This window comes from Klebsiella sp. SWET4 (assembly GCF_024296565.1).
GTDB lineage: Bacteria > Pseudomonadota > Gammaproteobacteria > Enterobacterales > Enterobacteriaceae > Klebsiella > Klebsiella variicola.
Genome location: NZ_JANCOB010000004.1, coordinates 87,405 through 105,691, shown reverse-complemented (window position 1 = coordinate 105,691; position 18,287 = coordinate 87,405). Strand labels below are relative to the sequence as shown.

At 60.2% G+C, this 18,287-nt stretch carries 17 protein-coding genes; 10 read left to right on the top strand and 7 right to left on the bottom strand.

The genetic code is table 11. The annotated features are described in order from the left end of the window. Nucleotides 1-190: 190 nt before the first annotated feature. The 3 genes from NKJ21_RS11815 (at nucleotide 191) to NKJ21_RS11805 (ending at nucleotide 3,253) form a co-directional block, all read left to right on the top strand. The gene (locus NKJ21_RS11815) at nucleotides 191-1,399 is read left to right on the top strand and encodes an ROK family transcriptional regulator (protein WP_117108796.1); all 1,209 of its coding nucleotides are present in this window, start codon (nucleotides 191-193) and stop codon (nucleotides 1,397-1,399) included. 74 nt (nucleotides 1,400-1,473) lie between these two features. Beyond that, on the top strand, nucleotides 1,474-2,460 hold the full coding sequence (locus tag NKJ21_RS11810) for a fatty acid desaturase (RefSeq protein ID WP_008804327.1): 987 nt from the start codon (nucleotides 1,474-1,476) through the stop codon (nucleotides 2,458-2,460). Beyond that, nucleotides 2,453-3,253 carry a phosphate/phosphite/phosphonate ABC transporter substrate-binding protein gene (locus NKJ21_RS11805; protein WP_023322873.1) on the top strand — a complete coding sequence of 267 codons (801 nt, stop codon included), beginning with the start codon at nucleotides 2,453-2,455 and terminating at the stop codon, nucleotides 3,251-3,253. Before NKJ21_RS11810 ends, NKJ21_RS11805 begins: the two co-directional genes overlap by 8 nt. A 47-nt stretch (nucleotides 3,254-3,300) precedes the next feature. Here NKJ21_RS11805 and NKJ21_RS11800 read toward each other — a convergent pair whose 3' ends face one another. The 6 genes from NKJ21_RS11800 to NKJ21_RS11775 form a co-directional block, all read right to left on the bottom strand. Continuing rightward, nucleotides 3,301-4,617 (bottom strand): NtaA/DmoA family FMN-dependent monooxygenase, encoded by a 1,317-nt coding sequence (locus NKJ21_RS11800; RefSeq protein WP_223168408.1) that lies wholly within the window; start codon nucleotides 4,615-4,617, stop codon nucleotides 3,301-3,303. Nucleotides 4,618-4,675: 58 nt separating this feature from the next. Further along, complete coding sequence (locus tag NKJ21_RS11795) at nucleotides 4,676-5,575, bottom strand: ABC transporter substrate-binding protein (protein ID WP_023297855.1); 900 nt, start codon at nucleotides 5,573-5,575, stop codon at nucleotides 4,676-4,678. 60 nt (nucleotides 5,576-5,635) lie between these two features. Further along, a complete protein-coding gene (locus NKJ21_RS11790; RefSeq protein ID WP_004203269.1) occupies nucleotides 5,636-6,304 on the bottom strand; it encodes an ABC transporter permease in 669 nt (222 codons plus the stop codon). Continuing rightward, nucleotides 6,304-6,933 (bottom strand): ABC transporter permease, encoded by a 630-nt coding sequence (locus NKJ21_RS11785; protein ID WP_254732907.1) that lies wholly within the window; start codon nucleotides 6,931-6,933, stop codon nucleotides 6,304-6,306. Before NKJ21_RS11785 ends, NKJ21_RS11790 begins: the two co-directional genes overlap by 1 nt. After that, a complete protein-coding gene (locus tag NKJ21_RS11780; protein WP_012967793.1) occupies nucleotides 6,926-8,014 on the bottom strand; it encodes an ABC transporter ATP-binding protein in 1,089 nt (362 codons plus the stop codon). Before NKJ21_RS11780 ends, NKJ21_RS11785 begins: the two co-directional genes overlap by 8 nt. A gap of 437 nt (nucleotides 8,015-8,451) precedes the next feature. Further along, nucleotides 8,452-8,595 (bottom strand): hypothetical protein, encoded by a 144-nt coding sequence (locus NKJ21_RS11775; protein ID WP_163590782.1) that lies wholly within the window; start codon nucleotides 8,593-8,595, stop codon nucleotides 8,452-8,454. Nucleotides 8,596-8,771: 176 nt separating this feature from the next. Here NKJ21_RS11775 and tdcA point away from each other — a divergent pair, with 176 nt between their 5' ends. From tdcA to pflB, 5 genes are all read left to right on the top strand, one after another. Continuing rightward, nucleotides 8,772-9,710 carry a transcriptional regulator TdcA gene (gene tdcA / locus NKJ21_RS11770; protein ID WP_008804334.1) on the top strand — a complete coding sequence of 313 codons (939 nt, stop codon included), beginning with the start codon at nucleotides 8,772-8,774 and terminating at the stop codon, nucleotides 9,708-9,710. 93 nt (nucleotides 9,711-9,803) lie between these two features. Next, nucleotides 9,804-10,793 carry a bifunctional threonine ammonia-lyase/L-serine ammonia-lyase TdcB gene (gene tdcB / locus NKJ21_RS11765; protein ID WP_002910762.1) on the top strand — a complete coding sequence of 330 codons (990 nt, stop codon included), beginning with the start codon at nucleotides 9,804-9,806 and terminating at the stop codon, nucleotides 10,791-10,793. A gap of 25 nt (nucleotides 10,794-10,818) precedes the next feature. Next, nucleotides 10,819-12,150 carry a threonine/serine transporter TdcC gene (gene tdcC / locus NKJ21_RS11760; RefSeq protein ID WP_032733250.1) on the top strand — a complete coding sequence of 444 codons (1,332 nt, stop codon included), beginning with the start codon at nucleotides 10,819-10,821 and terminating at the stop codon, nucleotides 12,148-12,150. Between the two features lie 27 nt (nucleotides 12,151-12,177). After that, nucleotides 12,178-13,386 (top strand): propionate kinase, encoded by a 1,209-nt coding sequence (gene tdcD, locus NKJ21_RS11755; RefSeq protein WP_008804335.1) that lies wholly within the window; start codon nucleotides 12,178-12,180, stop codon nucleotides 13,384-13,386. Between the two features lie 28 nt (nucleotides 13,387-13,414). Continuing rightward, nucleotides 13,415-15,709 carry a formate C-acetyltransferase gene (pflB, locus tag NKJ21_RS11750; RefSeq protein ID WP_100751028.1) on the top strand — a complete coding sequence of 765 codons (2,295 nt, stop codon included), beginning with the start codon at nucleotides 13,415-13,417 and terminating at the stop codon, nucleotides 15,707-15,709. 51 nt (nucleotides 15,710-15,760) lie between these two features. Here pflB and NKJ21_RS11745 read toward each other — a convergent pair whose 3' ends face one another. Beyond that, on the bottom strand, nucleotides 15,761-15,907 hold the full coding sequence (locus tag NKJ21_RS11745) for a hypothetical protein (protein ID WP_004225356.1): 147 nt from the start codon (nucleotides 15,905-15,907) through the stop codon (nucleotides 15,761-15,763). 289 nt (nucleotides 15,908-16,196) lie between these two features. On the opposite strand from NKJ21_RS11745, the gene NKJ21_RS11740 reads away from it, so the two are divergent. Both NKJ21_RS11740 and NKJ21_RS11735 read left to right on the top strand, forming a co-directional pair. Next, nucleotides 16,197-17,255, top strand: coding sequence for a branched-chain amino acid ABC transporter substrate-binding protein (locus NKJ21_RS11740; RefSeq protein WP_254732939.1), 1,059 nt, complete (start codon nucleotides 16,197-16,199; stop codon nucleotides 17,253-17,255). A gap of 109 nt (nucleotides 17,256-17,364) precedes the next feature. Beyond that, complete coding sequence (locus NKJ21_RS11735) at nucleotides 17,365-18,279, top strand: branched-chain amino acid ABC transporter permease (RefSeq protein WP_008804338.1); 915 nt, start codon at nucleotides 17,365-17,367, stop codon at nucleotides 18,277-18,279. The last annotated feature ends 8 nt before the right edge of the window (nucleotides 18,280-18,287 follow it).

The following is an 18,287-nucleotide window of genomic DNA, read 5'->3' as shown; positions in this document are numbered from 1 at the left end:
GAAAGGGGTTATGATTTATTAAATCAATTTGATTGATTTAATGAGGGCGACAATATCGGCAACATCTCCCGAGGGGCCCCAGCACTAAGCGTAGCAAAGGGTATGCCATCGCGAAGACCCGCCTGCGCGGGTCGTTGTCAGATCTGTGATGCCGGCTAAAATTTCACCAGTCCAGCCTGGAAGGGAAACGATGAAAACATCAGGTACAAACCTTGAACATGCCCGGGTGCATAACCGCCGGGTGATCATTGAGGCGGTGCGTTTACATGGCGAGCTGACCCGCGCCGAGCTGGCGCGGCTGACCGCGCTGACCCCGCAGACCGTGTCGAATATTGTGGCGGAGCTGGAGCAGATGGATCTCCTGACCAGCCACCAACCGCGGCGCGCCAGCGGCCGTGGACAGCCAGCGGTGCCGGTGAGCCTCAATCCCGCCAGCGCCTGGTCAATTGGCATCCATCTTGATCATCAGACGCTGATTGTGGTGCTGGTGGATCTGGCCGGCGAGGTCCATTTTCGCCGACTCATTCTGGTGCAAAAGCCCCAGCCTGGTGCGACCTTTGCCCGCCTCGCTGAGGTGCTGAATGAGATCCGTGCGCTGCCGACGCTGGACTGGTCGCGGGTGCTGGGGATGGGGGTCGTGATGCCGGGGCCCTTTGGCGTGGAAGGGATCTCGTCGACGGGGCCCACGACGCTCAACGGCTGGGAAGGGGTCGATGTAGCGGCGGAGCTCGGGCGACTCAGCGGCCTGCCGGTGACTCTCGAAAACGACGCCACGGTGGCCGCCATTGGCGAACGCTTTCACGGCGTGGCGCGGCAGCTCAACTCTTTTGTCTATCTCTATATTGGCACCGGTCTGGGCGCCGGTATTTTTACCGATGGTCATGTGTATACCGGCCATGCCCATAACGCCGGTGAGGTCGGGCATATTGTGGTCGCGCCGAACGGTCGCCCTTGCTATTGCGGGAATGAGGGATGCCTTGAGCGCTATGTTTCGCTGCAGGCGGCCTATGAGTTTTGCGGCCTCGACCCCTATCGCGCGCTGCCGGAAGATCTGCTGTCGGTGGGCGCTGCGCTTTTCGACCAGTGGATCACCAGCATCCTGGCGCCGTTGCGTCAGGCGATCAATTTGCTGGAGTGCGTCTTCGATGCCGAGACGGTGGTGGTGGGCGGTATGATGCCCGCCCCCTTGCTGGAGAAAGTGCTGGCGCGGCTGCCGCCGCTGTATCAGTCTGTGCGCGGGCGTTACCTGCCGGCGCAGCGTGTCAAAATGGGGATGACCGGCACCGATACCGCCGCGCTGGGCGCCGCTGCGCTGCCAATCTTTGATGAATTTAATCCGCAGTTTCAGGTGTTGATGAAAGCGGTGAATACAAACGCGCTTTTTGGCAAAGCTAAGTAAATTAAATACTTTGTTATTTAACGTGTTATCTCACATCTTCGGAGGGAATGAGGCAACACGGCAAGGTATCGGAAGTGACGGAAAAGAAGACGGCTGTCTATGTGGATGATCAACAGCGCATCCTGATCCGCCAGCTGGCGCGCAGCTGGCTGTGGCGCAGCGAGCTGCCGACATGGCTGCTGATTGTGACGGTTTACGGCGGCTGGTTTGCCTGCGTGGCGGGCTGGCAGACGCTGGGTTTGATGCCGGCCACGCTGCTGCTGATCTGGTTTACCACCTGGTATATGTCCTTACAGCACGAGCTTATCCATGGGCATCCCACCCGGCTGGCATGGTTTAACCAGCTGTTGGGGACGCTGCCGCTGGCGGTCTGGTATCCCTATGGCATCTACCGCGACAGCCACCTGGCGCACCATCGCAACCATCTGCTGACGCACCCCGAGGACGACCCCGAATCGTACTATGTGACGGCGGAAAGCTGGCAGCGCTTCTCAGCCTGGCAGCGCCGTCTTATCCACCTGCGCAACACCTTCTGGGGGCGTCTGCTGCTGGCGCCGCTGATGGATATTATTCACACCCTGAACCGCGCGCTGCGGGCTTTCCGCGAGGGTGACCGCCGCGCTATCGCCATGTGGAGTCTGCATCTGTTGCTGCTGACGGGCCTGCTGACCTGGATGGCGGCGCAGGGTTTTTCCCCACTGTGGTTTGTGCTGGCGGTGAGCTACCCGGCGCTGGCCCTGACCAAAGTGCGCTCTTTTCTCGAACACCGCGCCGCGGATGACCCGCTGGCCCGCTCGGTGATCAACGAGGCCGGGCTCCCCTGGCGGGTGCTGTTCCTCAATCTCAACTACCATGCGGTGCATCATGACCTGCCAGGGGTCCCCTGGTACGCTTTACGTCAGCTGTATCTGCATCGCCAGACGGCTTATCTGCAGCGTAATCAGGGGTTCCTGGTGCGTGGGTACGGCGAGTGGCGACGCCATTTTGGCCGCCGGGCGGTGGCGGTGAACGCCCATCCGGGCTTTGGCGAGCAGGCGCAAGCGGGAGGAGAACATGGCTGAACGCATGACCTTTCCGATGTATGCCATCCACCGTCAACAGACCCAGGCCCTGTGGCAGGCGGTGCAGTCGCTGCTGGCCGAACGCGGCGTGACCGTGACGGGAGATCCTCCGACGGCTGACCCCGAGGATCTGCTGGACCACTGGCGCCAGCCGACGCTGTTGCTGAGCCAGACCTGCGGCTACCCGCTGGTGACCCAGCTGCCGGAGGTGCAGACGGTGGGCTGTTTCCACTACGCCGCGCCCGGTTGTGAAGGGCGCCGCTACCGCAGCCTGTTGGTGGCCCGCGAAGCGGATAGTCATCGGATGCTGGGGGATTTTTTTGGCCGTCGGGCCGCGTGCAATGCCGAGCACTCGCAGTCCGGCTACAACGTGCTGCGTAAAATGGTCGCGCCGCTCTCCCGGGAGGGGCGATTTTTTTCGGCGGTGGTGTTCAGCGGCAGCCATCGGCAGTCGCTGCGCGAGCTGCAGCAGGAAAACGCCGATATCGCCGCCATCGACTGCGTGACCTACGCGCTGCTGCAGCGCCATCAGCCGCAGGTCCTGGCAGGCCTGGTGGCGATCGGCTGGAGCCCGGCCGCGCCAGGGCTGCCGCTGATCACCGCCGGCGCCACTCCGGCGGCGACGCTGAATAGCCTGCGCGAGGCGCTCCAGCAGTTAGTGAGCGATGCGCGCTATCGTCCCCTGTGCGATGCCTTGCTGATCTGCGGCTATAGCGATATGCCGCGGGAGGCCTATGCGCCGCTGCTGGCGTGGCGGGATGAGGCCGCGGCGCTGGGAGTCAGCCAGCTATAGGTAAAATGCCCCGGCCAGCGGTCTGTGCCGGGGCGGGCCACGTCGGGCTACGGCGCGGTGAAGCGGTTTTCCACCGCGGGCAGACCGAGCTTTTCACGCAGGGTGCCGGGCGGGTAGCGATCGCGCATGACGCCGTTACGCTGCAGAATCGGCACCACCTGGTCAACAAAGCGGTCAAAGTCTCCCGGCAGCAGCGGGAACATCAGGTTGAACCCATCGGCGGCGCCCGCCTGCCAGGTCTCCGTTAAGGCGGCGGCAATCTCCTCGGCGCTGCCCAGCAGCAGCCAGCTATCGGAACTCTGTAATAACAATTTCCCCAACTCCAGCAGGGTGAGCCGCGGATCGTACTGGCGGATAAGCTTCAGCGCCGTGCGGATGCCATCAAAGCTCTCTTCATCGGGGAGCGGCGGCAGGGGTTGGTCCCGTGGCAGGGTGCTGAGATCCATCCGAAGATAAGAGGAGAGCAGGTCGATAGCCATCTGGTCGCTCATCAGCTGCTCGTTAAGCTGCTGGCGGGCCGCCTTTTCCTCGCTGGAGTTCACCACCACCGGCAGGACCCCGGCGATAATTTTGAAATGGGCCGGATCGCGCCCGTGCTGGCGCAGCCGCTGGTTCATCTCTTCGCGATAGGCCAGCCCTTCGGCGATCGAGTGAATAAACACGAAGTGCATATCAGACCAGGCGGCGGCCAGCGCTTTTCCCGCCTCTGAAGAGCCGGCCTGCACCAGCAGCGGATGGCCCTGCGGCGGGCGAGGGACGTTGAGCGGGCCGCGCACGCGAAAGTACTCGCCCTGATAGTCGAGGTGATGCACCTTGCCGGCATCGGCGAATAATCCGTGCGCTTTATCGAAGATCGCCGCGCCATCTTCCCAGGAATCCCACAGGCGAGTGACCACGTCGATGAATTCACTGGCCCGCTGGTAGCGGGTGCCGTGGCGGGGAAGCTGCTCCAGACCGAAGTTTGCCGCCTCTTCTTCCAGCCACGACGTCACCACATTCCAGCTGGCCCGGCCATTGCTGAGGAAATCCAACGAGGCAAAGTAGCGCGCCAGGTTATAGGGTTCGTTATAGGAGGTCGACGCGGTGGCCATCAGGCCGATATGCTCCGTCACCGCGGCGAGGGCGGAGAGCAGCGTCAGGGGTTCAAGCCGGGCGTTGGCATAGTGGGTCAGGCCGCTGGGCACCGTATCCCACACCGCGATATGGTCGGCGACAAAGATAGCGTCGAGGGTCGCCGCTTCGGCCTTGCGCGCCAGACTGGCGTAATAGTTGAGGGTAAATATTTCCGCTTCTGGTGCGTCAGGGTGACGCCAGGAGAAACGGTAATCCCCCTGCGGGTTATAAAAGAACAGGTTCAGGATCATGTGTCGGGTAGACATAGCGTGGACTCGCGGCTGAACGCCATCCGTGGCGGGGTGACGGTCAGTGTTGGGGGAGGTTGGCATTAACCCATTGCTCGGCGACGGCTGCCGGATCTTTATGCTGGAGATCCACCTGCTGGTTGAGGGCAATCAGCGTGGCATTGTCCAGCTTGCCGGAAACCTCATTGAGCACGGCGCTGATCTCCGGCGTCAGACTGGCTTTGCGCACCAGCGGCACCACATTCTGACTCGGTTGTTCATGTTTATCATCCTCGAGGACCACCCATTTCTCCTTCGCCAGGTTGCCCTGGGTGGAGACGACCGTCGCGACGTCGATTTTGCCCGAATTGAGCGCCAGCCGGGTCAGCGGCCCGCCCATGTCCAGCGATTTCACCGCTTTGAACTCAAGTCCATAGACGCGCTTCAGCCCCGGCAGGCCCAGGGCGCGTACCGCCAGCTCCGGTGGTCCGCCGATCACCAACTGCGGGGCGACGGGCTTCAGGTCGGAGAGGGTGCGCAGATGGTATTTCTCCGCGGTCTCGGCACGTACCGCCCAGGCGGTGATCGAGGTGGCCGGGGCCGGGTTCAACAGGGTGAAATCGGCGGGCAGGGCCTGGGCCAGCTCAGCGCTAACGGCCTGCTGGCTGGTGGCCTCGGTCTTGCCGTTATAGAAATTGAGCAGGGCGCCAAGATATTCCGGAACGATATCGATCTCACCGCTCTGCAGCGCCGGAATAATAATTTCCCGGTTGCCAAGGTTGAGACGGGTGTTGGCCTCGATATGATTTTTCTTTAACGCGCTGGCGTAGATGTTGGCGAGAATGGAGCTTTCGGTAAAATTGGCCCCGCCCACCGTGACGCTGGCGGCAAAGGTGCTAACGCTCAGGCTGAAGAGCCCGGCGGCCAGCAGCGAGAGACGAAATCGACGGGCGGTGACGGCCTTGCCAAATAATTGCTTCATAATACCTCTTTTATTTTCAGGTTAATCAGCCCCAGGCGCTGGGGTCATGTCAGTTTCACGCTAATAAGGCGCGGCAATACGGCGATGAACCAGGCGGCCGGCGCAGCGGGCGAAAAGCAGTTCACCGCCTATCGCCAGCAGGGAAACCACCAGCGAGCCGCCGATCACCTGCGGGATATCCCGCTGCCCGAGGCCGTCGATCAGAAAACGTCCCAGCCCGCCCAGACCGGCATAGGCCGCGACCACCGCCGTGGCGATAAGCTGAACCAGCGCCGTGCGCACACCGGCGAGGATCAGCGGCGCCGCCAGGGGGATCCGCACCTGCCACAGGCTTTGCCAGGGGGTCATGCCCAGCGCGATGGCCGCATCGCACAGCGGGCGATCGGCGTGATAAATCCCCACCCAGGTGTTAGTGAGGATGGGCGGGATCGAGAGCGCAATAAGCGCCGCCAGCACCGGGATATCGTTAAAGCCAAAAACGATGATGCATAATAAAATCAGCCCTAACGAAGGGATGGCGCGGCCAAGATTAAACAGGTTAATCACCACGAAGGCGCCTTTGCGCCAGTAGCCCAGCGCGATGCCGAGCGGCAGGGCAATGGCGCAGGCCACGGCCATACTGACCAGCACGTAATAAAGGTGTTGGCCCAGGCGCAGCAAGATGCCCTCGTCACCCAGCCAGTGCTCCGGCTGGGTTAGCCAGTGAAAAGTAGCAAGAAGCAGGGTCATCATTCCGTCCACGGCGCTAGCCAGTCGCCGAGACGGGCAATCAGCCCGTCAAAGACCAGCGACAGGAGCAGGCTCAGGACCAGGCTAACGACTATCGGCGTCAGAAAGTCCTGATTAAAACCCGCCAGCAGTAGCTGCCCCAGCCCGCCCTGGCCGATCAGCGCAGTGACGGTGACCAGGCCGACCAGCGTCACCGAGGCAATGCGCAGCCCGGCAAACAGAGAGGGCAGTAGCAGCCACAGCTCGATATCGAAGAAGCGGAACCCGCGGGTGTAGCCGAGCGCCCGCGCGGACTCCAGCGCCGCCTGCGGCAGCTTCTCCATGCCAGCCAGCACGTTGCGCAGCAGGATCAGCAGGGAGTACAGCGTCAGGCCAATCAGCGAGGTGGTCAGCGACAGCCTGGTAAACGGCAGCAATAAAATAAACAGCGCCAGCGAGGGAATGGTAAAGAGCACACCGCACAGGGTGATGAGCGGCTGCGCCGTCGCGGGCCAGCGTAAGGTCACCGCTAACAGGCCGCCGGTGAGCAGGGAGCCGAACAGCAGGGCCAGCAGGACCATCCGCGCATGCTGCCAGAGCAGATCGCCGATCATCGCGTGGTTATCGATAACCCAGCTCCAGTCAATCATGAGATCGCACCCCCACCGCGCCGTCGAGCACCTGCTGCAGCAGGGTGTGGGATACCGCCCCCTGGTATTGGCCTTCGTCATCCACATGCACCAGCACGCCGGTCGCCACGTCGAGCAGCGCGCTGTAGGCAAAACGCAGGCTGTGGCTGCTGGCGAGTGGGCGCTCCACCGGCAGGGTGAGGCCCCGCTGCGGATCGAACCAGTGCAGCGGGCGTCGCTGGCGGTCAAGCACCAGACGCAGCGGGCTGGCCAGCGGTGGATGGGTACTGGCGATCGGCGTCAGCGCTTCGTCGAGCAGGGGGACATCGTGACGCGGCAGCTGGCCGACCTGTATCATGCCCAGCCGCTTCAGATTGGGCTCTGGGCCGATAAATCGGCGCACGAACTCGCTCGCCGGGTGGGCCAGAATACGGTCGGGTGTATCAAACTGCGCCAGCACGCCGCCTTCCTGGAAAATGGCGATTTTATCGCCGAGACGGATCGCTTCATTGATATCGTGGGTCACTAATACAATGGTTTTCTGCAGCCGCTGCTGCAGGAGCAAGAGCTCATCCTGGAGGCGTTCGCGGACCACCGGGTCGATGGCGGCGAAAGGCTCATCCATCAGTAAAATGGGCGGATCGGCGGCGATGGCTCGGGCGATGGCCACGCGACCCTGCTGGCCGCCGGAGAGCTGATGCGGATAGCGGTGCAGCAGATGACTATCGAGCGACATCAGCGCCACCAGTTCGTCAATCCGCGCGCGGATCCGTGCTTTGCTCCAGCCCGCCAGCCGCGGCACGGTCGCGATATTTTGCGCCACGGTACGATGGGGAAAGAGCGCAGCGCTTTGCATCACGAAGCCGATCTGGCGGCGGATCTGGATAATATCAGCGTCAGCGAGGCGGACCCCCTGAATATAGACGTCGCCGCTGTCGGGAATATCCAGCTGGTTAATCATCCGCAGGATAGTCGTTTTTCCGCAGCCGCTCGGGCCGACGAAGGTGCAGAATTCGCCATGATCAATATCCAGACTGAGGTCGCGAATGGCCGGCTGGGCGCTGCCTGGATAGGTTTTAAAAAGATGCGTTAATTTAATCATGGCGGAATTCAACACTCTGAATAATAAAGTCCTGACCCGGATAAAGTGGCGCCGGGATCCTGGCTCAAACTACAGAGCGCCTGCGGGGAGGGCAAATACGTTATTTGCATTTGCATAGTGAAAAGCTGGTTAATCAGTTGCTATGGAAGAGAGGCCGGGAAGTTGTTTTATGGATTTGTGATCGGCAACACAAATGACCCTCCATTGGCCGCCGTAAAAGATAAATTACCAGGGTTGACTTTAATCAAAGTATGACCGCCTGCGATATGGCGGAAAAAACAGCGCTGCCTATCGCAACCCAAAAGAAAAATTGTGAATTTAATGTTTCTATCGTGTAAATAATGACCGCGCATTTTGCCCAACCGCCGGGGATAAAATGTGATGCCCGACCGGCTTGTCGTTAAATAACGGCGTTTATTACGTCTGCTTTTTATTGTTTACAGCATTAATTTAATTTTCGGCTTTCTTCTCACCCTGATAACGCGGGTCGAATAACGTACAAAAGGCGTATTTTTTATCGCCACTTCGCCGTCGAGGTTATCGCCATCAATTATTTTTATCCCCGCATTCGGCCACGGCAAAAGGCGCGCAAATAGCGTTTATGATGCTTGTAATATGTTGATTTTAATTTACTTATTCTGACTCGTGGCTCCTGTTTATCCGCCGCGGCGGAGCCTTTGTGAGAGCTCTCACATAACCCGGTGATCGCGATTTGTTACACTTTCCGCCGTCAACAAAGGAATGAAAGTGAGACGCGATGAATACTTTTTCTCTGCCTAAAACACAGCATCTGGTGGTTTTCCAGGAAGTGATCCGCAGTGGGTCAATCGGGGCCGGAGCAAAAGCGTTAGGACTCACTCAGCCGGCGGTCAGTAAAATCATTGGTGACATGGAAAGTTATTTTGGCAGCGAATTAATCGTCCGGCGAAATACCGGCGTCTCGCTCACCGAGGCCGGGCAGGTATTTCTCAACTGGTCAGAAGCGATCACCCGTGAAATGAAAAATATGGTCAATGAAATGAATGCTCTGACCAACAGCGCGGTGGTGGATGTCTCCTTTGGTTTCCCTTCGCTGGTCGGGTTTACCTTTATGTCGGAGATGGTGCATCAGTTTAAAATGACCTTCCCGAAGGCGCGGGTATCGATGTATGAAGCGCAGCTCTCCGCTTTTTTACCGGCGATCCGCGACGGGCGTCTCGACTTCGCCATCGGGACGCTGAGCGATGAGATGAAACTGCAGGACCTGCACGTCGAGCCGCTGTTTGAGTCTGAGTTTGTGCTGGTGGCGAACCGGGCGCGGATCGGCAACGGCACCGTCCGTCTGGCCTCGCTCCAGCATGAGCAGTGGGTGCTGCCGGAGACCAATATGGGCTATTACAGCGAACTGCTGGCCACCCTGCAGCGCAGCGGCATCCGCCGCGAAAATATCGTCAATACCGATTCGGTGGTGACGATCTATAACCTGGTACTCAATGCCGATTTTCTGACGGTGATCCCCTGCGACATGACCACGCCGTTCGGCTCGAGCCAGTTTGTCACCATCCCCATTAAAGAGGCCTTGCCGGTGGCGCGCTATGCGGCGGTATGGTCGAAGAATTACCGGCTTAAAACCGCGGCGGCGTCGCTGGTGGAGATGGCGAAACAGTACTCTTCGGGGCAGGGAAACCGCCACTGGCAGCCAATAGAAATTGCCTGACTGATATTGATTAAATAACCCAACACACGTCCTCGCTGTTATCAGCAGGATGACGCCCGGTCATTGACTTTATATTAAGATACAGAGGCCATCATGCATATTACCTACGATCTTCCGGTATCCATTGACGATATTCTCGAGGCGAAGCAACGCCTGGCGGGAAAAATATATAAAACGGGCATGCCCCGCTCGAATTATTTTAGCGAACGCTGCCAGGGGGAAATATTCCTTAAATTCGAAAATATGCAGCGCACGGGCTCATTTAAAATTCGCGGCGCGTTTAATAAGCTCTGCGGTTTAACCGCGGCGGAAAAACGCAAAGGGGTGGTGGCCTGTTCGGCGGGCAACCATGCGCAGGGGGTCTCGCTCTCCTGCGCCATGCTCGGCATTGACGGGAAAGTGGTGATGCCGAAAGGGGCGCCGAAATCGAAAGTCGCCGCCACCTGCGATTATTCGGCAGAGGTAGTCCTGCATGGCGATAACTTTAACGATACCCTCGCCAAAGCCAGCGATATTGTTGAACTTGAGGGCCGTATTTTTATTCCCCCCTATGACGACCCGCAGGTTATTGCCGGGCAGGGAACGATTGGTCTCGAAATATTAGAAGATCTGTATGACGTGGATAATGTCATCGTGCCGATTGGCGGCGGGGGATTAATTGCCGGCATCGCGATTGCGATTAAATCCATTAACCCGACGATCCGCATTATTGGCGTGCAGTCAGAAAATGTTCACGGGATGGCCGCCTCCTGGTATGCCGGGGAGATCACCAGCCATCGCCACGCCGGCACCTTAGCCGATGGTTGCGATGTCGCCCGGCCAGGGAAACTGACTTATGAAATCGCCCGCCAGCTGGTGGATGACATCGTCCTGGTCAGTGAGGACGACATTCGCCAGAGCATGGTCGCCTTAATTCAGCGCAATAAAGTGATCACCGAAGGGGCCGGGGCGTTGGCCTGCGCCGCGTTATTAAGCGGCAAACTAGACAGCTATATCCAGAACCGCAAAACGGTCAGCCTGATTTCCGGGGGCAATATCGATCTCTCGCGGGTATCGCAAATTACGGGTTTTGTTGACGCTTAATTCAATACATAAGTGAGGACAGGATATGAGTACGACTGAGAGCATTGCATCCAGCCAGACAAGCCTTTCGTCCTGGCGTAAATCTGACACCACCTGGACCCTGGGCCTGTTTGGCACCGCTATCGGCGCCGGGGTGCTGTTTTTCCCTATTCGCGCTGGCTTCGGCGGGCTGATCCCGATCCTGGTGATGCTGGTGCTGGCCTATCCCATCGCCTTTTATTGCCATCGGGCGCTGGCCCGGCTATGCCTGTCGGGGGCTAACCCCTCCGGCAATATCACCGAAACGGTGGAAGAGCATTTTGGCAAAACCGGCGGGGTGGTGATCACCTTTCTGTACTTCTTCGCCATTTGCCCGCTGCTGTGGATTTATGGCGTCACGATCACCAATACCTTTATGACCTTCTGGGAGAACCAGCTGCAGATGCCGGCCCTCAACCGCGGGGTGGTGGCGCTGCTCCTGCTGCTGCTGATGGCGTTTGTCATCTGGTTTGGTAAAGACCTGATGGTCAAGGTGATGAGCTATCTGGTGTGGCCGTTTATCGCCAGCCTGGTGGTGATCTCCCTGTCCCTGATCCCTTACTGGAATAGCGCGGTGATTGAGCAGGTCAACTTCAGCGATATCGCCTTAACCGGTCACGACGGCATTCTGGTGACGGTATGGCTGGGCATCTCCATCATGGTGTTCTCCTTTAACTTCTCGCCGATCGTCTCCTCGTTTGTCGTCTCCAAACGCGAAGAGTATGAAGCGCAGTTTGGCCGGGAGTATACCGAACGCAAATGCTCACAGATCATCTCCCGGGCCAGCATGCTGATGGTGGCGGTGGTGATGTTCTTCGCCTTCAGCTGCCTGTTTACCCTCTCGCCGCAGAACATGGCGGACGCCAAGGCGCAGAATATCCCGGTGCTCTCCTATCTGGCGAACCACTTTGCCTCGATGTCGGGCACCAAATCTACGTTTGCCACCCTGCTGGAGTATGGCGCGTCGATCATCGCCCTGGTGGCCATCTTCAAATCGTTCTTCGGCCACTATCTCGGCACCCTCGAGGGGCTGAACGGTCTGATCCTGCGCTTCGGCTATAAAGGGGATAAAACCCGGGTCTCCAGCGGCAAGCTCAATACCCTGAGCATGGTGTTCATCATGGGCTCGACCTGGGTGGTGGCGTATGCCAACCCCAATATCCTCGACCTGATTGAGGCCATGGGCGCGCCGATTATCGCCTCGCTGCTGTGCCTGCTGCCGATGTACGCCATTCGTAAAGCGCCTTCGCTGGCCAAATACCGTGGACGTCTCGATAACCTCTTTGTGACCGCCATTGGTCTGCTGACCATCCTCAACATCGTTTACAAACTGTTCTAATCCGGCTCAGGCCACGCGGAGTACAACATGACTGAATTTCCGGTAGTACTGGTGATCAACTGCGGCTCGTCGTCGATCAAATTTTCCGTCCTGGACGCCGCCAGCTGCGACTGCCTGCTGAACGGCGTGGCCGAGGGCATCAACGCGGAACGGGCGTTTCTCTCGCTCAACGGCGGCGAGCCGGTGGCGCTGGCGCAGCGCGGCTATGAAGGCGCCCTGCAGGCGATTGCCGGAGCATTAGCCCAGCGCGACCTTATCGACAGCGTGGCCCTGATTGGCCACCGCGTCGCCCACGGCGGCGACCTCTTCACCGAGTCGGTCATTATTAGCGAGGAGGTTATCAATAACATTCGCCAGGTATCATCCCTGGCCCCGCTGCATAACTACGCCAGTCTCAGCGGCATCGCCTCGGCGCAGCGGCTGTTCCCGCAAGTGATGCAGGTGGCGGTCTTTGATACCAGCTTTCACCAGACCCTGGCCCCGGAAGCTTTTCTCTATGGTCTGCCGTGGGAGTATTACCAGAACCTCGGGGTACGCCGCTACGGTTTCCACGGTACCTCGCACCGCTATGTGTCCCGGCGCGCCCTGGCGCTGCTCGGGTTGCCGGAGCAGGAGAGCGGCCTGGTGATCGCCCACCTGGGCAATGGCGCCTCGATCTGCGCGGTGCGCAACGGCCGCAGCGTGGACACCTCGATGGGAATGACGCCGCTGGAGGGGCTGATGATGGGCACCCGCAGCGGCGATGTCGACTTCGGCGCCATGGCGTGGATTGCCGGGGAGACCCGGCAGACCCTCAGCGACCTGGAGCGGGTGGCCAACACCGCCTCCGGCCTGCTGGGGATCTCCGGCCTTTCCTCCGACCTGCGGGTGCTGGAGCAGGCGTGGCATGAGGGCCATGCCCGCGCCCGCCTGGCGATTAAAACCTTTGTCCATCGCATCGCCCGTCATATTGCCGGTCACGCCGCGGCGCTGCAGCGTCTCGACGGCATTATTTTCACCGGGGGAATTGGCGAGAACTCGGTGCTGATCCGTCGGCTGGTAAGCGAGCGGCTGGCGGTATTTGGCCTTGAGATGGACGTCGCCCGCAACCAGCAGCCGAATTCGGCCGGCGAGCGCCTGATCTCCGCCGACGGCAGCCGGGTGCGCTGTGCGGTTATTCCTACCAATGAAGAGCGCATGATTGCCCTCGATGCGATCCGCTTAGGTCGGATCCACACGGCGGCGGCGCTGGCCTGACTTTTTATTCTGTAGAGAGACGATGTTCATGAAAGTAGATATCGACACCCACGACGCACAATACGCCGACGCCTGGCAGGGCTTTCGCGGTACGGCGTGGCAAACGCAGATCGACGTCCGCGACTTTATTCAGCATAACTACACCCCTTACGAGGGCGATGAGTCTTTCCTCGCCGACGCGACGCCAGCGACCACCGCCCTCTGGGAGCAGGTGATGGCCGGGATCCGCGTCGAGAACGCCACCCATGCGCCGGTGGATTTCGACACCAATGTCGCCACCTCCATCACCGCCCACGCGGCGGGCTATATCAACCAGCCGCTGGAAAAGATCGTCGGCCTGCAAACGGACCAGCCGCTGAAGCGCGCCCTACATCCTTTTGGCGGCATCAATATGATCAAAAGCGCCTTCGAGGCCTATGGCCGCGAAATGGATCCCGCCTTTGAGTATCAGTTTACGGCGCTGCGCAAGACCCACAATCAGGGGGTATTTGACGTCTATTCCCCGGATATGCTGCGCTGTCGCAAGTCGGGGGTGCTGACCGGGCTGCCGGACGGCTATGGCCGCGGACGGATCATCGGCGATTACCGCCGCGTCGCGCTGTACGGCATCCGCTATCTGGTTCGCGAACGTGAGCTGCAGTTTGCCGACCTGCAGCCAGCCCTTGAGCGCGGCGAGGCGCTGGAGGCCACCCTGCGCCTGCGCGAAGAGCTGGCCGAACAGCGGCGCGCGCTGCAGCAGATGCAGGAGATGGCGGCCCGCTACGGCTGCGATATCGCCCACCCGGCGCGCACTGCCCGGGAGGCGGTGCAGTGGCTGTACTTCGCCTACCTGGCGGCGGTGAAGTCGCAGAACGGCGGCGCCATGTCGCTGGGGCGCACGGCCACCTTCCTCGACATCTATATCGAACGCGATCTGCGGGCGGGTCGGCTCAATGAACAGCAGGCCCAGGAGCTCATTGACCACTTCATCATGAAGATCCGCATGGTGCGTTTCCTGCGCACCCCGGAATTTGACACGCTGTTCTCCGGGGATCCCATCTGGGCGACGGAGGTGCTGGGCGGTATGGGGCTGGATGGCCGCACCCTGGTCAGTAAAACCACCTTCCGTTACCTGCATACCCTGCACACCATGGGGCCGGCGCCGGAGCCGAACCTGACCGTGCTCTGGTCGCAGGCGCTGCCGGTGGCGTTTAAAAAATATGCCGCCCGGGTCTCTATCGCCACCTCGTCGCTGCAGTATGAGAACGACGATCTGATGCGCAGCGATTTTCACAGCGACGACTACGCCATCGCCTGCTGCGTTAGCCCGATGGTGATCGGCAAGCAGATGCAGTTCTTCGGCGCCCGCGCCAATCTCGCCAAAACGCTGCTCTACGCGATTAACGGCGGGGTGGATGAGAAACTGAAGATCCAGGTGGGGCCGAAAACCGACCCTCTGCGTGATGAGGTGCTGGACTATGACACCGTGATGGCCAGCCTCGACCACTTTATGGACTGGCTGGCGGTGCAGTACATCAGCGCGCTGAACATCATCCATTGTATGCATGATAAGTACAGCTACGAGGCGGCGCTGATGGCCCTGCACGACCGCGACGTCTACCGCACGATGGCCTGCGGCATCGCCGGCCTGTCGGTGGCGGCGGATTCGCTGTCGGCGATAAAGTACGCCCGGGTGAAGCCGGTGCGCGATCACCACGGGCTGGCGGTGGACTTTGTCATTGAAGGCGACTATCCGCAGTACGGCAACAACGACGATCGGGTCGATGCCATCGCCTGCGACCTGGTGGAGCGCTTTATGCGCAAAATTCAGGCGCTCCCCACCTGGCGTCAGGCGGTGCCGACCCAGTCGATCCTGACCATCACCTCCAACGTGGTATACGGGCAGAAAACCGGCAATACGCCGGACGGACGTCGGGCGGGGACGCCGTTCGCCCCGGGGGCCAATCCGATGCATGGCCGCGACCGGAAAGGGGCGGTGGCGTCGCTGACCTCGGTGGCGAAACTGCCGTTTACCTACGCCAAAGATGGCATCTCGTATACCTTCTCCATCGTGCCGGCGGCCCTCGGCAAAGCCCCGTCGGCGCAGGAAAACAACCTGGTGGGGCTGCTGGACGGCTACTTCCATCACGAGGAGACGGTGGAGGGGGGACAGCATCTCAACGTCAATGTACTGAACCGGGAAAAGCTGCTCGATGCGATAGAACACCCGGAGGAGTATCCGAATCTGACGATCCGCGTCTCCGGCTATGCGGTCCGCTTTAACGCGCTGACCCGCGAGCAGCAGCAGGATGTGATCTCCCGAACGTTCACCAGCCAACTCTGAGCCGCCGCCAGGCCACAGGAGAGCCTTTAACGGGCTCTCCTGTTATCATCTTCACATTACCGCAACAAAATAATCACCACTGTTGATCATATTCGCATTTTTGCACCACGCTGGCGCGCAGCGACCGCTAACTGCATCTATGTTTAGCTCACGGGCCGGTACGGATACCGCGTTGTCCGGCTCGCCACGTGATGGCAACCGATCTCCTGACCTGAAAGGGAATGCGCCCTTGCCGGATGCGGCACGGGTTGCCGTCGCGTGCGCACTGACCGGGGCGTCCGCGCTCCGGCGCGACCTCTCTACCTGGCGGGATTTTTGCTTCTTCCACCCTGGCCGTCCTGGCGCTGCGCCAACGTCGGCACCACACGGTAAGTGATATTTTCTGCGTCATTCCATGACGCCAGGCTTTACATCGCTGAGGAATATCCGAATGTCTTTGAAACTGAAAACAATGACGCTTCATGTTGTGATAGCAGGTTGTATGAGCATGGCCTTTTACGCCCAGGCAGACGTGAAGATCGGCGTCGCCGGGCCCTTTACCGGACCCAACGCCACCTACGGCGCCCAGTACTGGAAGGGGGCTTCGCAGGCGGTGGCCGATATCAATGTCGCCGGCGGTATCAAAGGTGAAAAGATTGTGCTGGTGCAGGGGGATGACGCGTGCGAACCGAAGCAGGCGGTGGCGGTGGCCAACCGGCTGGTGGATGAAGCGAAAGTCTCCGCCGTGGTGGGGCACTTTTGCTCTTCCTCAACGATGCCGGCTTCCGAGGTATATGACGAAGCTGGGATCCTGACCATTACCCCCGGCTCGACCAACCCGCAGATCACCGAGCGCGGCATGAAGGACCTTTTCCGCATGTGTGGTCGTGACGATCAGCAGGGGGCGATTGCCGCCAACTATATGCTGGACGTGCTGAAGGCGAAGAAAATTGCCGTCATCCACGATAAAGACACCTATGGTCAGGGGCTGGCCGATGCCACCCGCGCGGCGCTGGCGAAGCGGGGCACCAAAGAAGTGTTGTACGAAGGCCTCTCCCGCGGTGAAAAAGACTTTAACGCCCTGGTGACCAAGATCGGCGCCCTCAAGCCGGACGTGGTCTACTTTGGCGGCTGTCATCCGGAAGCGGGCCCGCTGGTGCGTCAGATGCGCGAGCAGGGGGTGCAGGCCAAATTCTTCTCCGGCGACTGTATCGTCACCGAGGAGCTGGTGACGGCCGCCGGCGGGCCGCAGTTCACCAACGGCGTGCTGATGACCTTTGGTCAGGATCCACGCACTCTCCCGGAAGGCAAAGCGGTGATCGAGAAGTTCCGCGCCAGCGGCTTTGAACCAGAAGGCTATACCCTCTACGCCTACGCCTCCATTCAGGCTATTGCCGCGGCCTGGAACGCCGTGGGTACCGATAACGCCAAAGCCAGCGACTGGCTGAAGAGCCACGATGTCGAGACGGTAATGGGCAAGAAAGCCTGGGATGGCAAAGGCGACCTCAAGGTGTCCGACTACGTGGTCTATCAGTGGGACGACAAGGGCAAATATCATCAGCTCTGATCGGCCACGACCTGAGGACGCTCTGTCCTTTTGACTTGCGAATCGTCACACGGCGGCGGTCGACCGGGAACGGAACCCGGCGGCCGTCTGCCTGGCGGCTGGAGGGGCTATGACGGCGTTTTTTCTGCAACAACTGATCAATGGGCTGACGCTGGGCGCAGTGTACGGCTTAATCGCCATCGGCTACACCATGGTGTATGGGATCATCGGCATGATCAACTTCGCCCACGGCGAGGTGTATATGGTCTCCGCCTATCTGTGCGCCATCGGCCTGGCGCTGCTCTCTTTCTTCGGGATCCACTCCTTTCCGCTGCTGATTTTCGCCACCCTGGTGTTCACCATCGTGGTCACTGGCGTATATGGCTGGGCGATCGAGCGCATCGCCTACCGGCCGCTGCGCAACTCGACGCGACTGGCGCCGCTGATCTCGGCTATCGGGATGTCGCTGATCCTGCAGAACTATGTCCAGCTGAGCCAGGGGCCGAACCAGCAGGGGATCCCGACGCTGCTCAGCGGCGCGCTGCGCATGACGGTGGGCGATGGGGTGGTGCAGATCACCTGGACCAAAGTGTTTATTCTCGTCGCGGCGCTGGTGGGGATGCTGACCCTGACCTGGATTATCCAGTACACCCGGCTGGGGCGCATCTGTCGCGCTACCCAGCAGGACCGGCGTATGGCGGCGATCCTAGGCATCAATACCGACCGGGTGATCTCCCTGGTGTTTGTCATCGGCGCGGCGATGGCCGGTCTGGCCGGCGTGCTGGTGACCATGAACTACGGCACCTTCGACTTCTATATCGGATTTATTATCGGCATCAAAGCCTTCACCGCCGCGGTGCTGGGCGGGATCGGCTCGCTGCCTGGCGCGATGCTGGGCGGACTGCTGCTCGGGGTGGCCGAAGCCCAGTTCGCCGGGCTGGTGAATTCGGATTACAAAGATGTCTTTTCCTTTGCGCTGCTGGTGGCGATCCTGATTTTTCGCCCGCAGGGGCTGCTGGGACGTCCGCTGGTGGCCAAGGTCTAAGGAGGCTT